The organism is Pseudomonas sp. SC11 (assembly GCF_047039205.1).
Taxonomy (GTDB): Bacteria; Pseudomonadota; Gammaproteobacteria; order Pseudomonadales; family Pseudomonadaceae; genus Aquipseudomonas; species Aquipseudomonas boreofloridensis.
This window is the reverse complement of the sequence record NZ_CP178183.1, coordinates 1,489,021-1,505,436: the sequence shown is the minus strand read 5'-3', so window position 1 is coordinate 1,505,436 and position 16,416 is coordinate 1,489,021. Positions and strand designations below refer to the sequence as shown.

Genomic DNA, 16,416 nt, shown 5'->3' with positions numbered 1-16,416 from the left:
GAGAATGGATAGTAGAAAAGCCCGCTCCATGCACACCCCCATGGAGCACTTTATGCACCTCCTATCCTGGTTAGGCCGGCGGACGGCCAAACCATCGACAGAAGCCTCACCGCAAGGCTTCCACCTGCCGAAGAAGGCTGCAGCCCTCCTGCAGAGCCCCCTCCGTCAGCAGCTCCTGGAGAACATTTGGCGTCGGGCTTCGCTCTCGCGAGCCCAGTTCAACACCCTCTACCTCAAGCCGCTCGAGCGCTACGCTGAGCTGGTGCAGTTGCTCCCTGCCTCTGAGAACCACCACCACGCTCATCTTGGTGGACTGCTGGACCATGGCCTGGAGATCATGGCTTACGCCCTCAAGATCCGGCAGACACACCTGCTACCTATAGGCGCGCCTCCAGAGTCACAGTCAGCCCAGGCTGAAGCCTGGACGGCTGCTGCGGCTTATGGCGCCCTGCTGCACGACCTCGGGAAGATTGCTGTTGACGTGCGAGTAGAGCTGGAGAGTGGTCAGCTCTGGCATCCGTGGCATGGGCCGATCACTCGGCCTTACCGGTTCCAATATGTGAAAGGCCGCGAATACCAGCTTCATGGAGCTGCCTCAGCCCTCGTGTACACCCAGGTCCTGGACAGCGGAATATTGGACTGGCTCAGCAGGTTCCCTGAACTGTGGAAGCAACTCATCTACCTCCTGGCCGGGCAGCACGAGCACGCCGGGATACTTGCTGAGATTGTCGTTCAGGCGGATAAAGCGTCCGTCGCTCAGCAACTGGGAGGAAACCCTGAGCGCGCAATCGCGGCCCCCAAACAAACGCTGCAGCGACAACTGGCCGATGGCCTTCGCTTCCTGGTTCGCGAGAAGTTGAAGTTAAACCATCCCGACGGGCCGGCAGACGGCTGGCTGACCCAGGACGCTTTGTGGTTGGTCAGCAAGCCGATCGCTGACCAACTGCGCGCCTATCTACTCACCCAGGGTATCGAAGGAGTACCAAGCTCCAACGCCCCGTTTTTCAACATGCTGCAGGATCAAGCGATCATCCAGACGAACGCCCAGGACAAGGCCATCTGGAAAGCGACCATCGACAATGGCCGCGGCTGGAAGAACAGCTTTACCTTTTTGAAGGTGTCACCAGCGCTGATATGGCAGAACCCAGATGAGCGTCCGGCCGCTTACACAGGCACGTTGACCGCAGACCTGGACTCGTCCACAGCCCAGCCGACAACGACTGCGTCAACACATGCCGAAACCATCTGCCAGGTACCTGATGATCCGGCGGACTACACTTCCGACGCTCAACCACAGCTGCAGAACGCCCGAGCACTGAAGCAGCCCGCGCCCACCGACGGAATTCGACCATCTGAGCGCGACGAATTATTGGCACTCTATAGTAATATCACTACGCCATCAGAAGAGCTAAACGCTAGCCAAGCCTCAGTAGCCGCCCCTCCCCCTCCTCAAGGACTCGATGAGGTAGAGCCGGCTGAGGAAGATTCAGTAGCCACAGCACGGAATGCAGTACAAAAAGACATCAATACAATGCCTACCAGTAGTACGTTGGGAGGGGCTTTCGTAGCCTGGCTGAAAGCAGGTATCACCTCTCACAAATTGATCATCAACGACGCCAAAGCCCTGGTTCACACCGTCGAAGACACGGCGATGCTCGTGACACCAGGTATCTTCAAACGATATGTGCAGGAACATCCCGAACTGGAGCGTAGTTCCGACAAGCCTGGCACAGCAGCCTGGCAACAAGTCCAGCGTGCATTCGAGAAAGAGAAACTCCACCAAAAGACCAGCAAACAGCTGAACATCTGGACCTTCAATGTCACAGGCCCGAGAAAAACCAAGCAACTGAAGGGTTACCTTCTCAGCGACCCAAAGCTCTTTTTCAGCGAGCAACCGTTCAATAATCCGAGCATAAGCCGGGTCGTGGATGGGGCTGCAGAATGAAGCCCGAGCAATTGCTGCAGGAATACCTGGTAGACCACGACTTACGCAAGGCAAGCGCCAAGATCTACGGCGCCGCGATGAAGTCCTTGGAAAAGCACTTCGGCAAATCCGTCGACATTGAAACGATCGATCGGCGCGGGATCCTCGCATGGAGGACCAGCGTGATCGATGGTGGGCTATCTAAACGCAGCTGGAATACCTACTCCAACCACCTGCGGACCATTTGGGGCTATGGGATCGAGTACGGAATCATCCCGACGACGCTCTTGAACCCCTTCAAAAAGACCACGGTCATCGCCCCCAAGCGGCCGAGCAAGATCATTGCCGGCGAGGCGATCCATCGTGCCCGGCGCTGGCTCAAAAGCTTGGCGGATCAGGAGCTCTCAACAGGTGAACGAGCCAGGATCACGCCTGCCTGGTTCTGGTTGGCGACATTCGAGATCTTCTATTACACCGGGATCAGGCTGAATGCACTGCTGTGCATCCGACTGCAGGATGTTGATTGGGATCAGCAGCTAATCCTGGTCCGAGGCGAGACAGAGAAGACCCACCGCGAATTCCGCATCCCCATCATGGACGGCCTTGCACCTCACATGCGCAGGCTGTTGGACGAAGCTGGCCGAGCTGGCTTCGCCGCCGAAGACCAGCTGTTCAACGTCAATCGCTTCTCCCGCCACTACAAACGGGAGGAAATGAACTCCGATCAAGTCGAGGCGATGTACAAGAAGCTGATCGACAAGCTCGGCGTCCGAATGACACCTCACCGGTTCAGGCACACCCTGGCGACCGATCTGATGAAACAGCCGGAGAGAAACATCCACCTAACCAAGAACCTGCTGAATCACTCAAACATCGCTACGACGATGAGCTACATCGAGGCCGACTACGACCACATGCGTGACGTGCTGCATGAACGTAGCTTGCAGCAGGGAGCGTTGCACCTGGTACGCCGGGTCGACGACAGCGGTGCACCAAGCTTGAGGACTGGTGCAAGCCAGGCGCGCATCGACACAGGACACCGGAGGACCATAGAGCAAAACCACCATGGAGGTGGAGGACCTGCTCCAGGTATTCAATATCTTGGGGAGAGCTGTTCCAGCGATCTGCTACCGCCCGAAGAGCTCTTTTCGCCCACATTGCTGTTCAGCTTGATGGCCTCAAGCGTCAGAAGCACACCGTTTACCCGAGCATCCTCAGTTGAATCAGGCTCGGTCTACAGCGCGCGTGCCTCCCCTTGACGGAGGGCGACGAGCGGCTAACTGACCATTCGTTGATACCTGAAGCAGGCTGAAAAAGGGAAATGCTGTCCCAGGTCATGGTGCTAGGAAACTGGCGCCATGCTTTCGGCTGCCCGCGATTCAAGCCCAACTCAAAGAACAAGATCTGAGAGCTGGAATAGCCCGCAAACCCGCTAACTCATTGAGTTTTTTGACCCAGACGCGAAAAAGCCCACCGAAAGCGGCGGGCTATTCCATATTGACATCACTGTGAAGCGAGCCTAAGGTTCGCTCCAGACGGCTGCAAGACTAGACAATGGCTGTGGCAAGCCCCCCTCTCTAGTACTCACGAACCGCTGTGAATATGGTGGGTCGTGTAGGATTCGAACCTACGACCAATTGGTTAAAAGCCAACTGCTCTACCAACTGAGCTAACGACCCGCTGGATGGCGCGTATATTACTGATTTCTCACATGAAATCAACACCCCATCGTACTTTTTTCAAAAATAACGTGTCGGATCCGCGACCCCTGCGGCCTTGAATCCCTCGGCGCGCAAGCGGCAACTGTCGCACTTGCCGCACGCGCGGCCGTCGTCGTCAGCCTGATAGCAAGACACGGTAAGGCTGTAATCCACACCACGCGCCACACCCGCCTGGACGATCTGGGCCTTGCTCAAATTTTGCAGCGGTGCCTGGATCCGGAACCCCTGCCCTTCAACGCCAGCCTTGGTGGCCAGATTGGCCATGCGCTCGAACGCTTCGACGAATTCGGGGCGACAGTCCGGGTAACCCGAATAGTCCACCGCATTGACGCCAATGAAGATGTCCCGCGCTTGCAACACTTCGGCCCAGCCCAACGCCAGCGAGAGGAAGACGGTATTGCGCGCCGGCACATAGGTGACCGGGATCCCTTCTGTGGGCGCCTCGGGCACATCGATACTGCTGTCGGTGAGCGCCGAGCCGCCGATGCCATCGAGATTCAAGCCAATCACCTTGTGCTCGACCACCCCTTGGTCGCGGGCGACGCGCGCCGCTGCGTTGAGCTCGGCTCGGTGGCGCTGGCCGTAATCGAAGCTCATGGTGTAACAGCTGTAGCCGTCAGCCTTGGCCATCGCGACCACCGTGGCCGAGTCCAGCCCGCCCGACAGCAGGATCACTGCGCGTTTATCAGTCATGTCGTTTACTCTCTTGATCAGCGTCCAGGTTCGTCATTCCACAGCAACTTGTGCAATTGCAGTTGGAAACGAACCGGCAGGTTGTCTGCGATGATCCAGTCGGCCAGATCGGTCGCGCTCACTTGGTGATGGCTTGGAGAAAAGAGCACCTCACTGACGCGTTGGTCGAGGTTGTACTGGATCAACTTGGATACGGCCCAGTCATAGTCCTCGCGCGAGCAGATCACGAACTTGACCTGATCGTTGGCCCTGAGGTGATCGATGTTCGCATAGAGATTGCGATGAGCCTCCTGCGAGCCTGGAGTCTTGAGGTCGACCACGCGGCTGACACGGGTATCTACCTGCGAGATATCCAGCGCTCCGCTGGTTTCCAGCGAAACTTCGAAACCGGCATCGCACAGGCGCTTGAGCAGAGGCAGGGCATTGGGCTGAGCCAAAGGTTCGCCGCCGGTGACGCAGACATAGCGCGGACGATAGCCGGCAACTTGCTCCAGGATATCGTCCAGAGCGCGTACGGTACCGCCACTGAATGCGTAGGCGCTGTCGCAGTACTGACACCGCAATGGGCAGCCGGTGAGACGCACGAATACGGTGGGCAACCCAGCCGTGCGTGTTTCACCCTGCAAAGAGTAAAAGACTTCGGTGATGCGTAATGTGTCTTGCATGATCGCCACGGGCGTGACAGCTATACAGGCTGACCGCCTCCGTCAGGCACTGTCCCGGACTCGACATGGCGTTATCCGCGACAGCGTGTTTACGAAAAAAGGGCACAGAGTCTAACGAAAAAACCCGCGACGGGCGCGGGTTTCTTTCGAACGGTAACGCTCAGAGCTTCTGCAGATCGCGCTGTGCCAGTTGTGCGGCTGAGGTGCCAGGATACTGGTTGATAACCTGCTGCAGGATACCCTTGACCTTGTCCGTATGGCCCAGGCGTCGCTCGACGTCAGCCAGTTTGTACAGGGAATCAGGAACCTTGCTGTGCTTGGGGTACAGCTGACTGACCTTGGCGAAAGCCTGGCTGGCACCTTGTAAGTCGCCTTTGGCCAGATTCACCTCACCCAGCCAATACTGTGCGTTTCCGGCGTACTGGCTGTTGGGGTACTTGCGCAGGAAGGCCGCGAAAGCCTGGCTGGCCTTGTCGAAGTCTTTCTGCTTGATCAGATCGAAAGCGGCGTCATAGAACAGCTTTTCTTTCGCCGGATCGGCTGGCTCGGCATTGGCTGCCGGTTGCTGCGCGGCGCTTGCACCGGCAGCAGCACCTGCGGCGCCGGAGGCACCACCGGTGGAGGAATTATCGGGTGTTGCGGCGGGTGCAGCGGCTGCGCCGCTGTTGATGCGCTTGTCCAGATCCTGGTAACGCTCCAGGTTTTCCTGCTTCATGCGCGACACATCGTTCTGCAGCTCTTCGATGATGCCTTGCTGGCGGGAGATCTGGTCCTGCATCTGTTGCAGCTGCAGGAACAGCTGGCCCTGCGCGGACGCAGGAGCCGAAGCCCCTGCGCCGGCATAGGCGCCGCTCGTGCCATAACCCGAGGGCGGATAGCTGCCCCCGTTGTCATCTACTACAGGAACCGCAGCCAGTGCCGAGAGCGGCAGGCTGAGGGCGAGGACGGTTACTACACGGCGGCCCATACGCATGAGAACTTACTTACGCAGTTCTACGCGACGGTTCTGAGCCCAGGACTGCTCGTCGTGGCCGGTGGCAACCGGACGCTCTTCACCGTAGGAAACCAGTTCCAGCTGAGCAGGGGAAACGCCCTGCAGAACCAGGTAGCGCTGAACGGCCTTGGCACGACGCTCACCCAGAGCCATGTTGTACTCGCGGGTACCACGCTCGTCGGTGTTGCCTTCCAGAACAACGCGATTGCCGTTGGCTTTCAGGTCCTTGGCGTGAACGTCCAGAGCGCGCATGGCTTCTGGCTTCAGGTCCGAGCTGTCGTATTCGAAGTAGAAGGTGGTGATAGCGCGCAGAGCGGCTTCTTCGCTCAGGGAACCGTCGACAGCGCCGGTGTTTGCACCGTAGCCAGCGTTAGGATCAACTGCTGCGCCTTCGCCAGCATTGTCACCGCCCTTGGAGGAGCAACCTACGGCCACAGCCATGGCCAGAGCCAGCGCAGCGAATTTACCAAACTTCAGCATTTCCATCGTGAAACTCCTAATGAAACCCCAGTGTGTTAAGCAATATTGTTACGCCGCAATCAGTTCAGGTAGGGGGACCAGGACGGTTCTCTGACTTCGCCTTGAGCGGTAGGAAGTGGGAGCCTCACACGGCCGTTAAGCGACACGAGCATCAAGACTCCCCGGCCCTGCTGGCGGGTGGCGTAGATTAGCATGGTGCCGTTGGGCGCAACAGTGGGAGACTCATCAAGACTGGTTTCGGAGAGAATCTTTACACTTCCGCGCTGCAAGTCCTGTGCCGCCACCTTGAAGTTGGTGAAACCGTCCTGACGATGGATCATCACCAGCGTTTTTTCATCTGCCGAGAGTTTCGGGTTGGCGTTGTAGTTACCGACGAAGGTGACACGCTCGGCACCACCACCGCTGACCGACGTTTTGTAGATCTGCGGCTTGCCGCCACGGTCGGAGGTGAAGTAGAGGGTGTTGCCATCTTTGCCCCAGAACGGCTCGGTGTTGATACCCGGGCCAGCAGTGACACGGCTGATCTGACGCGAGCCCATGTTCATCACGTAGATGTCGGGGTTACCGTCCTTGGACAGTACGAACGCCAGGCGATTGCCATCCGGCGACCAGGCCGGCGCGCCGTTGAGGCCTTCGAAGTTGGTGATCTGCTCACGACGACCGGTGTCGATGTTCTGCACGAAGATGCGCGGACGTCGCTGCTCGAACGAGACATAGGCGATGCGCTTGCCATCGGGTGCGAAACGTGGCGACAGGATCGGTTCGCGAGACTGCAGCAAGGTCACCGCACGCGCACCGTCATAGTCGGACCGCTGCAGGGTGTAGCGGGTGTTGTTGGTCGAGAAGCGCTCGGCGGTCACGTAGAGCATGCGTGTGGAGAACGCGCCCTTGATACCGGTGAGTTTCTCGAACGACTGGTCGGCGATGTAGTGCGCCATGTCACGCAACTGATCGACGCTGCCGCCGACGCTGCCGGTCAGCACCTGCTGCTCGGTAGCGACGTTGAACAGCGCGTAGCTCACCTGCAGGCGACCGCCTGAGGGCACCACGTTGCCGACCATCACATACTGCGCGCCCAGCGCCTTCCAGTCACGGAAGATGACTTCGCTGGCCTGGGTCGGCTGGCTGATCATGTTCTGCCGTGGAATAGGCGCGTAGTAACCCGAGTTACGCAGGTCATTGCCAATGATGTCGGCCATGTCCTCGGGTAGCACGCTGCCGCCCTGCAGGCCGAATGGCACCACTGCGATAGGCGTTGCCCGGTCGCTACCGCTGGTGACCAGGATGTTCTTTTCCTCTGCCACCGCCATGCCTGCCACGCAGCAGAGCACGACCAGCAGTCCTCTCAGACGTTTAATCACAACGCAAGATCCTCAGGTGTAAATGTCATCTTGAACGAACGATACGGATTGAATTCGTTCGGCTTCAAGCCCTGCATTTCGGTCAATCGGCCGATATTCTTCACCGCCGCTACCGCCGAACTGTCGAACGGCCCGTCGCCACTGGACTTGGCCACACCCACGTTGGTGATGGTGCCGTCCGGGAGCATGTTGATCTGCAGCACTACCGTCATGCCTTTGCGAGCCGAGGGCGGCCTTGCCCAACCTTCGGCAGCGCGCATACGGATCAGGTCATCGAAATCACCCGCCACTTGGTCGCCCTGCTCGTCGGCCAGCGCCTGCTGTCGCTCGGTGGTGTCGGACAACAATTCGGCCAGCGCCTGCGCCTTCTTGTCCTCAGCCGCCTTGCGAGCCGCTTCCTGAGCCTTTTTCTTCTGCGCATCCGCAGCGGCCTTTTTCTTGGCTTCCTCGGCTGCTTTCTTTTTCGCGTCCTCGGCTGCCGCCGCTTTCTTCTTGGCGTCCTCGGCCGCTTTTTTCTTGGCGTCTTCAGCGGCTTTCTTCTTCGCCTCTTCGGCAGCCGCTTTCTTGGCCTCTTCCTCAGCCTGCGTCTTGGCTTCGTCCTCGGCCTTCTTCTTGGCGATGTCGGCCTGCTGTTTCTTGGCCTCTTCTGCCTTCTTCTGCTCGGCGGCTTTCTTCGCGTCGGCGGCCTTGGCAGCCTCTTCGGCTTTCTTGGCCTCAGCGGCCTCACGAGCTTCTTCGGCCTTTTGAGCAGCGTCGGCTTTCTTTTGTTCCGCCGCCTTCACCGCTTCCTGCTCGACCTTCTTCTGCTCCATCTGCTCGACTTCAGTCTGGCGCGAGGCGGTTTTCTTCGCCTCCCCGGCAATCTTCTGATTGGTCTGGGTGGTTGCCTGACTCTTGGACTTAAGCTGATAGAGCGTAGCCTGGACGATCGGTTTGGACGGCGGCAGCTCAGGCGTCATGGCAAAGCTGACGAACAGCAGGGCGAAGACCAGGACATGCAGGCCGATGGCCCAGACACTGGGCCAGAAGTAGCTTTCCGAGGCGGATGGCTCTCGCTGTTGCATCAGGGCGCCTCGGTAATCAGGCCAACGTTACCGACACCGGCCTTCTGCAAACCGCCCATGGCGCCCATCACTGCGCCGTAGTCGACGGCCTTGTCACCGCGGATGAACACCTGGGTCTGCTTACCCTGGTCACGACCAGCAGCGATGATCTTGGTCACCGCGCCGGTCATCTCTGGCAGGGTCATGGCCTTGGCCATCTGCTTGTCGGTATCGACTTCGCTGCCCAGGTTCCAGTAGTAGGTCTTGTCGGCCTTGATCGAGATGGTGAGGATCTGGACGTTGTTGTCCTGCGGCAAGGCTTCGCTGGAAACCTTGGGCAGGTCGACCTTCACGCCCTGGTTGAGCATGGGTGCAGTCACCATGAAGATGACCAGCAGCACCAGCATCACGTCGATGTAGGGCACCACGTTCATCTCGGCGACCGGCTTGCGTTTGTGGCGAACTCGGGCCATGGATGTCTACCTGATTACTCTTCGCTGGTGTGCACTTTGCGGTGCAGAATCGCCTGGAACTCGTCGGCGAACGTGTAATAGCGACCGATCAAGGTCTCGCTGCGCGCGGCGAAGCGGTTGTAGGCGATGACCGCCGGAATCGCGGCGAACAGGCCGATCGCAGTGGCGACCAGCGCCTCGGCGATACCCGGAGCCACAGTGGCCAGGGTCGCCTGCTGGGCGCTGGCCAGTCCGCGGAAGGAGTTCATGATGCCCCAGACGGTACCGAACAGACCGATGTACGGACTGGTGGAGCCGACAGTCGCCAGGAACGGCAGGCTCTGCTCGAGCTTTTCTTCCTCGCGCGAGATGGCCACGCGCATAGCGCGCCCTACGCCCTCCATGACCGCATCAGGGTCGACCCCCGGCTGCTGACGCAGGCGCGAGAACTCTTTGAAACCGGCACGGAAAACCTGCTCCACACCGGAATCCGGATCTGGATTGCTGCCTGCCTGACGATACAGTTTGGACAGGTCGATACCCGACCAGAAGCGCTCCTCGAAAGCGTCCAGCGCACGACGACCGGCGCGCAGCATGGTGCTGCGCTGGAAGATCATGATCCAAGAGGTCACCGAGGCTGCCACAAGAGTCAGCATCACCAGCTGAACCACCACACTGGCATTGGCGACCAGGCTCCACATGGAGGTATGGTCGACGACGTTTGCTTCCACGCTTATTCTCCTGCGTTCGATTGAGTACCCGAGCCGTGCGCGATGAACGCGTCGCGCAGTTCGACGGGAATGGCCCGGGGTTTGAAAGTGTCGGCGCGCACGGCGGCCACCAGGAACTGCCCTTCGCAGAGCAGCGTTTCATCCTTTTCCCGCCACACCTGCTGCACGAAGCGCAGGCTGGCGCGATTGAGTTCAAGCACTTGCGCAGTCACTCGAAGCGCATCGTCCAGTCGCGCAGGCGCATGATAGCGGGCCTCACTGGAGTGGACGACGAACAACAGGCCCTGCTCTGCCAGCTCAAACTGGGAAAACCCCAGATGGCGCAGGCACTCTGTGCGAGCACGCTCCATGAATTTCAGATAGTTGACGTAGTACACCACCCCACCCGCATCGGTATCTTCGTAATAAACCCGACAGCGATGTGCGAACGGCTCTGGCCGATTTTGCGCGCGCATACTCTAGTGCTTACTCCTCAGCTTGCCAATCCGCTCCGGCAACTGTTTTTTTGCCTGGAAATGGGATGATGTTCGCTCTGCCTCAAGGTGCTGGCGCTATGACCACGAAATGCCCGATTTGATCGATTACAGATCGTCAGGATCGGAAAATTCTCCTCCCTCGGCAAAGCGTCCAGGAATGTTCAGACCAAAATGCAGGTAGGCATGGCGGGTGACCACACGACCGCGTGGCGTGCGCATGATATAGCCCTGCTGAATCAGATAAGGCTCCAGCACATCCTCGATGGTATGGCGCTCCTCGCTGATGGCCGCAGCCAGGTTGTCGACGCCCACCGGACCGCCGTCGAACTTCTCGATCATGGTCAGCAGCAGGCGTCGGTCGGAGTGATCGAAACCGCGCTCGTCCACGTCAAGCAGGTTGAGCGCCATGTCAGCGATGTCTTTGCTGATCTGGCCTTTGCCGCGAACCTCGGCATAGTCACGTACACGGCGCAGTAGCCGATTGGCGATACGTGGCGTACCACGGGCACGACGGGCGATCTCGAAGGCGCCCTTGTCTTCGATGACCAGACCGAGAATGTGCGCGGAGCGGCTGACGATGGTTGCCAGGTCTTGATTGCTGTAGAACTCGAGGCGCTGGACGATACCGAAGCGATCGCGCAGTGGATTGGTGAGCATGCCAGCGCGCGTGGTGGCGCCGACAAGCGTGAAGGGCGGCAAGTCGAGCTTGATCGAGCGCGCCGCCGGCCCTTCACCGATCATGATGTCGAGCTGGAAATCCTCCATGGCGGGATAGAGCACTTCCTCGACCACCGGAGACAGGCGATGGATTTCGTCGATGAACAACACATCGTGCGGTTCCAGGTTGGTCAGCATCGCCGCCAGGTCGCCAGGGCGCTCAAGAATGGGGCCGGATGTGCTCTTGACCGAAACGCCCATTTCATGGGCGATGATATTGGCCAGCGTGGTCTTGCCCAAACCTGGCGGACCGAAGATGAGGGTATGGTCGAGCGATTCGTGGCGGCCGCGCGCGGCCTGGATGAACAACCCCATCTGCTCGCGCACGACTGGCTGGCCGATATAGTCGTCCAGGCTCAAAGGACGGATGGCGCGGTCCTGGACCTCTTCGCGATCCCGCCCGCTGGCGGCGATGAGACGGTCGGCTTCGATCACTTGACGATCATCCCCTTGAGGCTGTGACGGATGAGCTCTTCACTGCTCATGCTCGCCTTGTCCTTGATCGCCGACACCGCCTTGCTCGCTTCCTGCGGCTTGTATCCCAGCGAGATGAGAGCACTGACCGCATCGGCTTCGGCGCTGGAGGTGCTGGCCACCGGCAGCGGTCCATCAGACACCAGGGTGAACATGGCAGGCGACGATTCCCAGGCCTTGAAGCGGTCTTTGAGTTCCACCAGCAGGCGCTCGGCGGTCTTCTTGCCAACACCGGGCACACGCACCAGGGCAGAGGCGTCCTGAGCCTGCACGCAGCGCACCAGCTCGTCTACTTCCAGGCCCGACATCAGTGCCAGTGCCAATTTTGGACCGACACCATTGAGCCGGATCAGCTCGCGGAACAGCTCGCGCTCGCGTTTTTCGAAGAAGCCATAGAGCAGGTGAGCGTCCTCGCGAACCACCAGATGGGTATGCAAGGTCACCGTTTCACCGACCTTGGGCAGGCGGTACAGCGTCGTCATCGGCACCTCCAGCTCGTAGCCCAGGCCATTGACATCGATAATCAGGTGCGGCGGCTGTTTCTCCGCCAGGGTGCCACGCAAACGTCCAATCACGTTCCGATCCTTTCTCTAGACTGCCCGGCCAGTGACCGGTCAACCCTATCAGCAAATACGGCGGGTGAACGCGCCACCCGGACAAAATGTGTATCAGCGCATGAAGTGGTTACAGGCGCAAGCGGCCTGCGCGTCGACGCGCAGTCGTCAGGCCGTGCGGCACCAGACTGGAGCGTGTATGGGCGTGGCACAGGGCGATCGCCAGCGCATCGGAGGCATCGATCTGAGGTTTCTGAGTCAGCTTGAGCAGGTGCATCACCATCAGCATCACCTGCTCCTTGTTGGCCCCGCCGCTTCCGGCCACCGATTGCTTGACCTGACTGGCGGTGTATTCGGCGATCTCGAGTCCCGCCTCGGCGGCAGCGACGATGGCGGCACCACGGGCCTGGCCCAGTTTGAGCGCCGAGTCGGCGTTGCGCGCCATGAACACCCGCTCGATGCCCATGGTGACGGGACCGTGCAAGCGGATGACCTCGCTGACACCGCGAAAGACGATCTGCAGCCGTTCATGCAGCTCACCGCCGCCAGTGCGGATACATCCGGAAGCCACGTACTCGCAGCCACGCGGCGTATGGCGTACAACGCCGTACCCGGTGATGCGCGAACCGGGGTCGATACCTAAAATCAGCGTCATAAGGCCTGCAGTTGTCAACACGTTGCGTCGGCTGCTTCGCTGCGGCGACTTGCCCGCGAAGCAGCCCTGAAGGCCAAGGAAACCTTAGCCGAGTTTGTCCATGATCTCGTCGCTGATCTGCGCGTTGGAATAGACGTTCTGGACATCGTCCAAGTCCTCGAGCATATCGATCAACTTGAGCACCTTCTGTGCAGCGTCTTCATCGAGCTCCGCACTGGTGGTCGGCTGCATGACGATTTCCGCATCCGCAGCCTTGAAGCCGGCCTCCTCCAAAGCGCTCCGCACGGCGTAGAAAGCGCCGAAGGAGGTGAAGACATCGAAGGAGCCGTCGTCATTGCCGACCACATCATCGGCATCGGCCTCCATGGCCGCTTCCATCAAAGCGTCTTCCTCGATACCCGGCGCGAAGCTGATCTGGCCTTTGCGCTCGAACAGGTAGGCCACCGAACCATCGGTGCCCAGGTTACCGCCGCACTTGGCGAACGCGTGGCGCACGGCGGCAGCGGTGCGGTTGCGGTTGTCGGTCATGGCCTCGACCATGATCGCCACGCCACCCGGACCATAGCCCTCGTAGCTGAGCTCTTCGACGTTGTCGCTTTCGTTGGTGCCGGCGCCGCGCGCCACTGCGCGATCGATGATGTCGCGACTCATGTTGGCACCCAGGGCCTTGTCCAGCGCCAGGCGCAAACGCGGGTTGGAGGCCGGATCGCCGCCGCCCTGCTTGGCCGCGACGGTCAGTTCGCGGATCCACTTGGTGAAAATCTTGCCTCTCTTGGCATCCTGGCGTTCTTTGCGGTGCTTGATGTTCGCCCACTTGGAATGACCGGCCATAACGACTCCAAATTCGTGAAACAGAAACAGGTTCCGCCCCGAAGGGCGGAACGCGAAAATCCTGCGCGGCAGCGCGAGGCGCCCCGCTCAAGGGGCGCACAGATCGATCACTCGACCTTGGTCTGCTCGCGCAAGCGGATGTGCAACTCACGCAGCGCCTTGGCATCGACCTGGCCTGGAGCCTGGGTCATGACATCGGCGGCGCTCTGGGTTTTCGGGAAGGCGATCACTTCTCGGATCGACTGAGCGCCGGTCATCAGCATGACCAGGCGATCCAGACCGAAGGCCAGACCACCATGGGGCGGCGCACCGAACTTCAGGGCATCGAGCAGGAAGCCGAACTTCTCTTCCTGCTCCGCGGCATCGATGCCCAACAAGCGGAACACGGCCTGCTGCATTTCCTTGCGGTGGATACGGATCGAACCACCGCCCAGCTCAGTGCCGTTGAGCACCATGTCGTAAGCGCGCGACAGGGCACCGGCCGGATTGGCTTCGAGCTCTTCAGGGGTGCACTTGGGCGCGGTGAACGGGTGGTGAAGTGCGCTGAAGCTGCCGTCATCGTTCTCTTCGAACATCGGGAAGTCGACGACCCACATCGGCGCCCACTCGCAGGTCAGCAGATCGAAATCGTGACCCAGACGGATGCGCAGCGCGCCCAGAGCTTCACTGACGACCTTGAACTTGTCGGCACCGAAGAACACGATATCGCCATCGACCGCGCCGACGCGATCGAGGATCACCTCGAGGTTGGCCTCAGGAATGTTCTTGACGATGGGCGACTGCAGGCCTTCGACACCCTTGGCACGTTCGTTGACCTTGATGTACGCCAGGCCCTTGGCACCATAGATGCCGACGAACTTGGTGTACTCGTCGATCTTGCTGCGCGGCATGGCAGCGCCGCCCGGTACGCGCAGGGCGGTGACGCGGCATTTGGGATCGTTGGCAGGACCGGCGAAGACCTTGAAGTCGACATCCTTCAACTGGTCGGCGACATCCACCAGTTCCAGCGGGTTACGCAGGTCAGGCTTGTCGGAGCCGTAACGGCGCATGGCTTCTTCGAAGGTCATGTGCGGGAAGTCGCCGAACTCCAGATCCAGCACTTCCTTGAACAGCTTGCGGATCATGCCCTCGGTCAGGCCCATGATCTCGGACTCGTCGAGGAAGCTGGTCTCGATGTCGATCTGGGTAAACTCTGGCTGGCGGTCAGCGCGCAGGTCTTCGTCGCGGAAGCACTTGGCAATCTGGTAGTAACGGTCGAAACCCGCCACCATCAGCAACTGCTTGAACAGCTGGGGCGACTGCGGCAGTGCGAAGAAGCTGCCGGGGTGGGTGCGGCTGGGCACCAGATAGTCGCGGGCGCCTTCTGGCGTGGCGCGAGTCAGGATCGGCGTTTCGACGTCCAGGAAGCCGTTTTCGTCGAGGAAGCGGCGGATGCTGCTGGTGATGCGTGAACGCAGACGCAGCTTGTCGGCCATTTCCGGACGGCGCAGGTCGATGAAGCGGTACCGCAGGCGGGTTTCCTCGCCGACATCGGAATACTCGTTCAGCGGGAACGGCGGCGTTTCGGCTTCGTTGAGCACGTTCAACTGATAGCCCAGCACTTCGATGGCGCCGGAGGCCATGTTCGCATTCACTGCGCCGTCAGGACGCTTGCGCACCTTGCCGGTGATCTGCACCACGTACTCGCTGCGCACGCGGTCGGCGGCGGCGAAGGTGTCGGCGCGATCCGGATCGAACACGACCTGGGCCATGCCTTCGCGATCACGGATATCGAGGAAGATCACCCCGCCGTGGTCGCGACGACGGTGGACCCAGCCGCAAAGGGTGACTTCCTGGCCGTCCAGGCTCTCGTTCAGTTGGCCGCAATAATGGCTGCGCATCATGATCGTGGTTTCGCTTCTCGTGATTCGTGTAATCGGTGGCGGTCTTGCATGCCCTAAAGGCTAATAGTGCAAGACCCTGTCGCTGCAATTCAACTCAGTCGGCCTTGTCGCCGGCCAGGTTCTTTTTCGCGCCGGTCTTGAAGTCGGTTTCATACCAGCCACTGCCGCTCAGGCGGAAGCCGGGAACCGAGAGCAATTTCTTCAAGGCGGGTGCCTGGCAGGCGGGACACTCGGTCAACGGCGCTGCGCTGATCTTCTGCAACGCCTCCAGGCGATGGTCGCAGGACGCGCATTGATAGTCATAAAGGGGCATGGAGGTCTCTCGTCAACCACAACGCAGGCTGCCATGGCAGCAAAAAGCGCGATTATATATGGTTGTGCCGTACAGCGCAGCCCGCCCAGCGATCAGTGCGTCCGCGGCGGATCCAGCAGCCATGCGACGCAGATGACCCGGATCAACCCACTGAAGTTGCGCACACCACCTTGGCGCAGGTGCACTTCGCGGTCGACATAGGACAGCACAGCGCTGACCGAGCAACCGTTGGCCTGAGCGATACCCTCGAGAATTCGCCAGTAGACGGCCTCCAGACGTAGGCAGGTGGCGAAACCATTGAGCCTGACCGAACGCGAAACCGGCACGACCAGCATCATGTCGAAGTCTGCCCTGAAAGGGTCCTTGCAATCCTTGCTCGGCCAACCACCACTCCTGCTCCCCTGCCCCATAGATGCGCCCCTCGTCGCTGATCGATCGCCCCTGGAGCA

Annotated in this window: 18 protein-coding genes and 1 tRNA gene; 2 read left to right on the top strand and 17 right to left on the bottom strand. The window is 60.0% G+C overall.

From position 1 onward, the window contains the following. Positions 1-52 precede the first annotated feature (52 nt). Together mobH and xerC are read left to right on the top strand one after the other, a co-directional pair. Positions 53-1,945 carry a MobH family relaxase gene (gene mobH / locus ACK2SD_RS06940; RefSeq protein ID WP_412462277.1) on the top strand — a complete coding sequence of 631 codons (1,893 nt, stop codon included), beginning with the start codon at positions 53-55 and terminating at the stop codon, positions 1,943-1,945. Beyond that, a complete protein-coding gene (gene xerC / locus ACK2SD_RS06935) occupies positions 1,942-3,183 on the top strand; it encodes a tyrosine recombinase XerC (RefSeq protein WP_412461698.1) in 1,242 nt (413 codons plus the stop codon). Before mobH ends, xerC begins: the two co-directional genes overlap by 4 nt. A 344-nt stretch (positions 3,184-3,527) precedes the next feature. On the opposite strand, the gene ACK2SD_RS06930 is transcribed toward xerC, so the two are convergent. The 17 genes from ACK2SD_RS06930 to ACK2SD_RS06850 form a co-directional block, all read right to left on the bottom strand. After that, positions 3,528-3,603, bottom strand: a tRNA-Lys gene (locus ACK2SD_RS06930). Positions 3,604-3,663: 60 nt separating this feature from the next. Further along, entirely contained in the window at positions 3,664-4,338 is a 675-nt protein-coding gene (queC, locus tag ACK2SD_RS06925; protein ID WP_029611888.1) for a 7-cyano-7-deazaguanine synthase QueC, read from the bottom strand. A 17-nt stretch (positions 4,339-4,355) separates the two neighbouring features. Continuing rightward, a complete protein-coding gene (gene queE, locus ACK2SD_RS06920; RefSeq protein WP_412461697.1) occupies positions 4,356-5,003 on the bottom strand; it encodes a 7-carboxy-7-deazaguanine synthase QueE in 648 nt (215 codons plus the stop codon). Between the two features lie 160 nt (positions 5,004-5,163). Further along, on the bottom strand, positions 5,164-5,976 hold the full coding sequence (gene ybgF, locus ACK2SD_RS06915) for a tol-pal system protein YbgF (protein WP_039579477.1): 813 nt from the start codon (positions 5,974-5,976) through the stop codon (positions 5,164-5,166). A 6-nt stretch (positions 5,977-5,982) separates the two neighbouring features. After that, entirely contained in the window at positions 5,983-6,483 is a 501-nt protein-coding gene (gene pal, locus ACK2SD_RS06910; RefSeq protein WP_029611891.1) for a peptidoglycan-associated lipoprotein Pal, read from the bottom strand. A 53-nt stretch (positions 6,484-6,536) separates the two neighbouring features. Continuing rightward, positions 6,537-7,787, bottom strand: coding sequence for a Tol-Pal system beta propeller repeat protein TolB (tolB, locus tag ACK2SD_RS06905; RefSeq protein WP_240327016.1), 1,251 nt, complete (start codon positions 7,785-7,787; stop codon positions 6,537-6,539). Positions 7,788-7,834: 47 nt separating this feature from the next. Next, positions 7,835-8,902 (bottom strand): cell envelope integrity protein TolA, encoded by a 1,068-nt coding sequence (gene tolA / locus ACK2SD_RS06900; RefSeq protein ID WP_412461696.1) that lies wholly within the window; start codon positions 8,900-8,902, stop codon positions 7,835-7,837. Next, the gene (gene tolR, locus ACK2SD_RS06895) at positions 8,902-9,354 is read right to left on the bottom strand and encodes a protein TolR (protein WP_029611894.1); all 453 of its coding nucleotides are present in this window, start codon (positions 9,352-9,354) and stop codon (positions 8,902-8,904) included. Before tolR ends, tolA begins: the two co-directional genes overlap by 1 nt. A 14-nt stretch (positions 9,355-9,368) precedes the next feature. Then, positions 9,369-10,064 carry a protein TolQ gene (tolQ, locus tag ACK2SD_RS06890; protein ID WP_039579479.1) on the bottom strand — a complete coding sequence of 232 codons (696 nt, stop codon included), beginning with the start codon at positions 10,062-10,064 and terminating at the stop codon, positions 9,369-9,371. Positions 10,065-10,066: 2 nt separating this feature from the next. After that, complete coding sequence (gene ybgC, locus ACK2SD_RS06885) at positions 10,067-10,519, bottom strand: tol-pal system-associated acyl-CoA thioesterase (RefSeq protein WP_029611895.1); 453 nt, start codon at positions 10,517-10,519, stop codon at positions 10,067-10,069. A gap of 126 nt (positions 10,520-10,645) precedes the next feature. After that, on the bottom strand, positions 10,646-11,692 hold the full coding sequence (gene ruvB, locus ACK2SD_RS06880) for a Holliday junction branch migration DNA helicase RuvB (RefSeq protein WP_029611896.1): 1,047 nt from the start codon (positions 11,690-11,692) through the stop codon (positions 10,646-10,648). Further along, positions 11,689-12,306 (bottom strand): Holliday junction branch migration protein RuvA, encoded by a 618-nt coding sequence (gene ruvA / locus ACK2SD_RS06875; protein WP_029611897.1) that lies wholly within the window; start codon positions 12,304-12,306, stop codon positions 11,689-11,691. Before ruvA ends, ruvB begins: the two co-directional genes overlap by 4 nt. 109 nt (positions 12,307-12,415) lie before the next feature. Beyond that, positions 12,416-12,940, bottom strand: coding sequence for a crossover junction endodeoxyribonuclease RuvC (gene ruvC, locus ACK2SD_RS06870; RefSeq protein ID WP_029611898.1), 525 nt, complete (start codon positions 12,938-12,940; stop codon positions 12,416-12,418). A gap of 84 nt (positions 12,941-13,024) precedes the next feature. Then, the gene (locus ACK2SD_RS06865) at positions 13,025-13,771 is read right to left on the bottom strand and encodes a YebC/PmpR family DNA-binding transcriptional regulator (protein ID WP_029611899.1); all 747 of its coding nucleotides are present in this window, start codon (positions 13,769-13,771) and stop codon (positions 13,025-13,027) included. Between the two features lie 107 nt (positions 13,772-13,878). After that, positions 13,879-15,654, bottom strand: coding sequence for an aspartate--tRNA ligase (aspS, locus tag ACK2SD_RS06860; protein ID WP_412461695.1), 1,776 nt, complete (start codon positions 15,652-15,654; stop codon positions 13,879-13,881). A gap of 94 nt (positions 15,655-15,748) precedes the next feature. After that, complete coding sequence (locus ACK2SD_RS06855; protein ID WP_039579487.1) at positions 15,749-15,967, bottom strand: FmdB family zinc ribbon protein; 219 nt, start codon at positions 15,965-15,967, stop codon at positions 15,749-15,751. Positions 15,968-16,059: 92 nt separating this feature from the next. Then, positions 16,060-16,377 (bottom strand): ribbon-helix-helix domain-containing protein, encoded by a 318-nt coding sequence (locus tag ACK2SD_RS06850; RefSeq protein ID WP_412461694.1) that lies wholly within the window; start codon positions 16,375-16,377, stop codon positions 16,060-16,062. Between the last annotated feature and the right edge of the window lie 39 nt (positions 16,378-16,416).

Excerpts from the sequence above, each read along its gene's own strand:
- ACK2SD_RS06850 (WP_412461694.1), bottom strand. The coding sequence starts at position 16,377 with ATGGGGCAGGGGAGCAGGAGTGGTGGTTGGCCGAGCAAGGATTGCAAG.
- xerC (WP_412461698.1), top strand. The coding sequence starts at position 1,942 with ATGAAGCCCGAGCAATTGCTGCAGGAATACCTGGTAGACCACGACTTA.
- queE (WP_412461697.1), bottom strand. The coding sequence starts at position 5,003 with ATGCAAGACACATTACGCATCACCGAAGTCTTTTACTCTTTGCAGGGT.
- ybgC (WP_029611895.1), bottom strand. The coding sequence starts at position 10,519 with ATGCGCGCGCAAAATCGGCCAGAGCCGTTCGCACATCGCTGTCGGGTT.
- ACK2SD_RS06865 (WP_029611899.1), bottom strand. The coding sequence starts at position 13,771 with ATGGCCGGTCATTCCAAGTGGGCGAACATCAAGCACCGCAAAGAACGC.
- mobH (WP_412462277.1), top strand. The coding sequence starts at position 53 with ATGCACCTCCTATCCTGGTTAGGCCGGCGGACGGCCAAACCATCGACA.
- queC (WP_029611888.1), bottom strand. The coding sequence starts at position 4,338 with ATGACTGATAAACGCGCAGTGATCCTGCTGTCGGGCGGGCTGGACTCG.
- tolA (WP_412461696.1), bottom strand. The coding sequence starts at position 8,902 with ATGCAACAGCGAGAGCCATCCGCCTCGGAAAGCTACTTCTGGCCCAGT.
- tolR (WP_029611894.1), bottom strand. The coding sequence starts at position 9,354 with ATGGCCCGAGTTCGCCACAAACGCAAGCCGGTCGCCGAGATGAACGTG.
- ACK2SD_RS06855 (WP_039579487.1), bottom strand. The coding sequence starts at position 15,967 with ATGCCCCTTTATGACTATCAATGCGCGTCCTGCGACCATCGCCTGGAG.
- aspS (WP_412461695.1), bottom strand. The coding sequence starts at position 15,654 with ATGATGCGCAGCCATTATTGCGGCCAACTGAACGAGAGCCTGGACGGC.
- ruvC (WP_029611898.1), bottom strand. The coding sequence starts at position 12,940 with ATGACGCTGATTTTAGGTATCGACCCCGGTTCGCGCATCACCGGGTAC.
- pal (WP_029611891.1), bottom strand. The coding sequence starts at position 6,483 with ATGGAAATGCTGAAGTTTGGTAAATTCGCTGCGCTGGCTCTGGCCATG.
- tolB (WP_240327016.1), bottom strand. The coding sequence starts at position 7,787 with ATGGCGGTGGCAGAGGAAAAGAACATCCTGGTCACCAGCGGTAGCGAC.
- ybgF (WP_039579477.1), bottom strand. The coding sequence starts at position 5,976 with ATGCGTATGGGCCGCCGTGTAGTAACCGTCCTCGCCCTCAGCCTGCCG.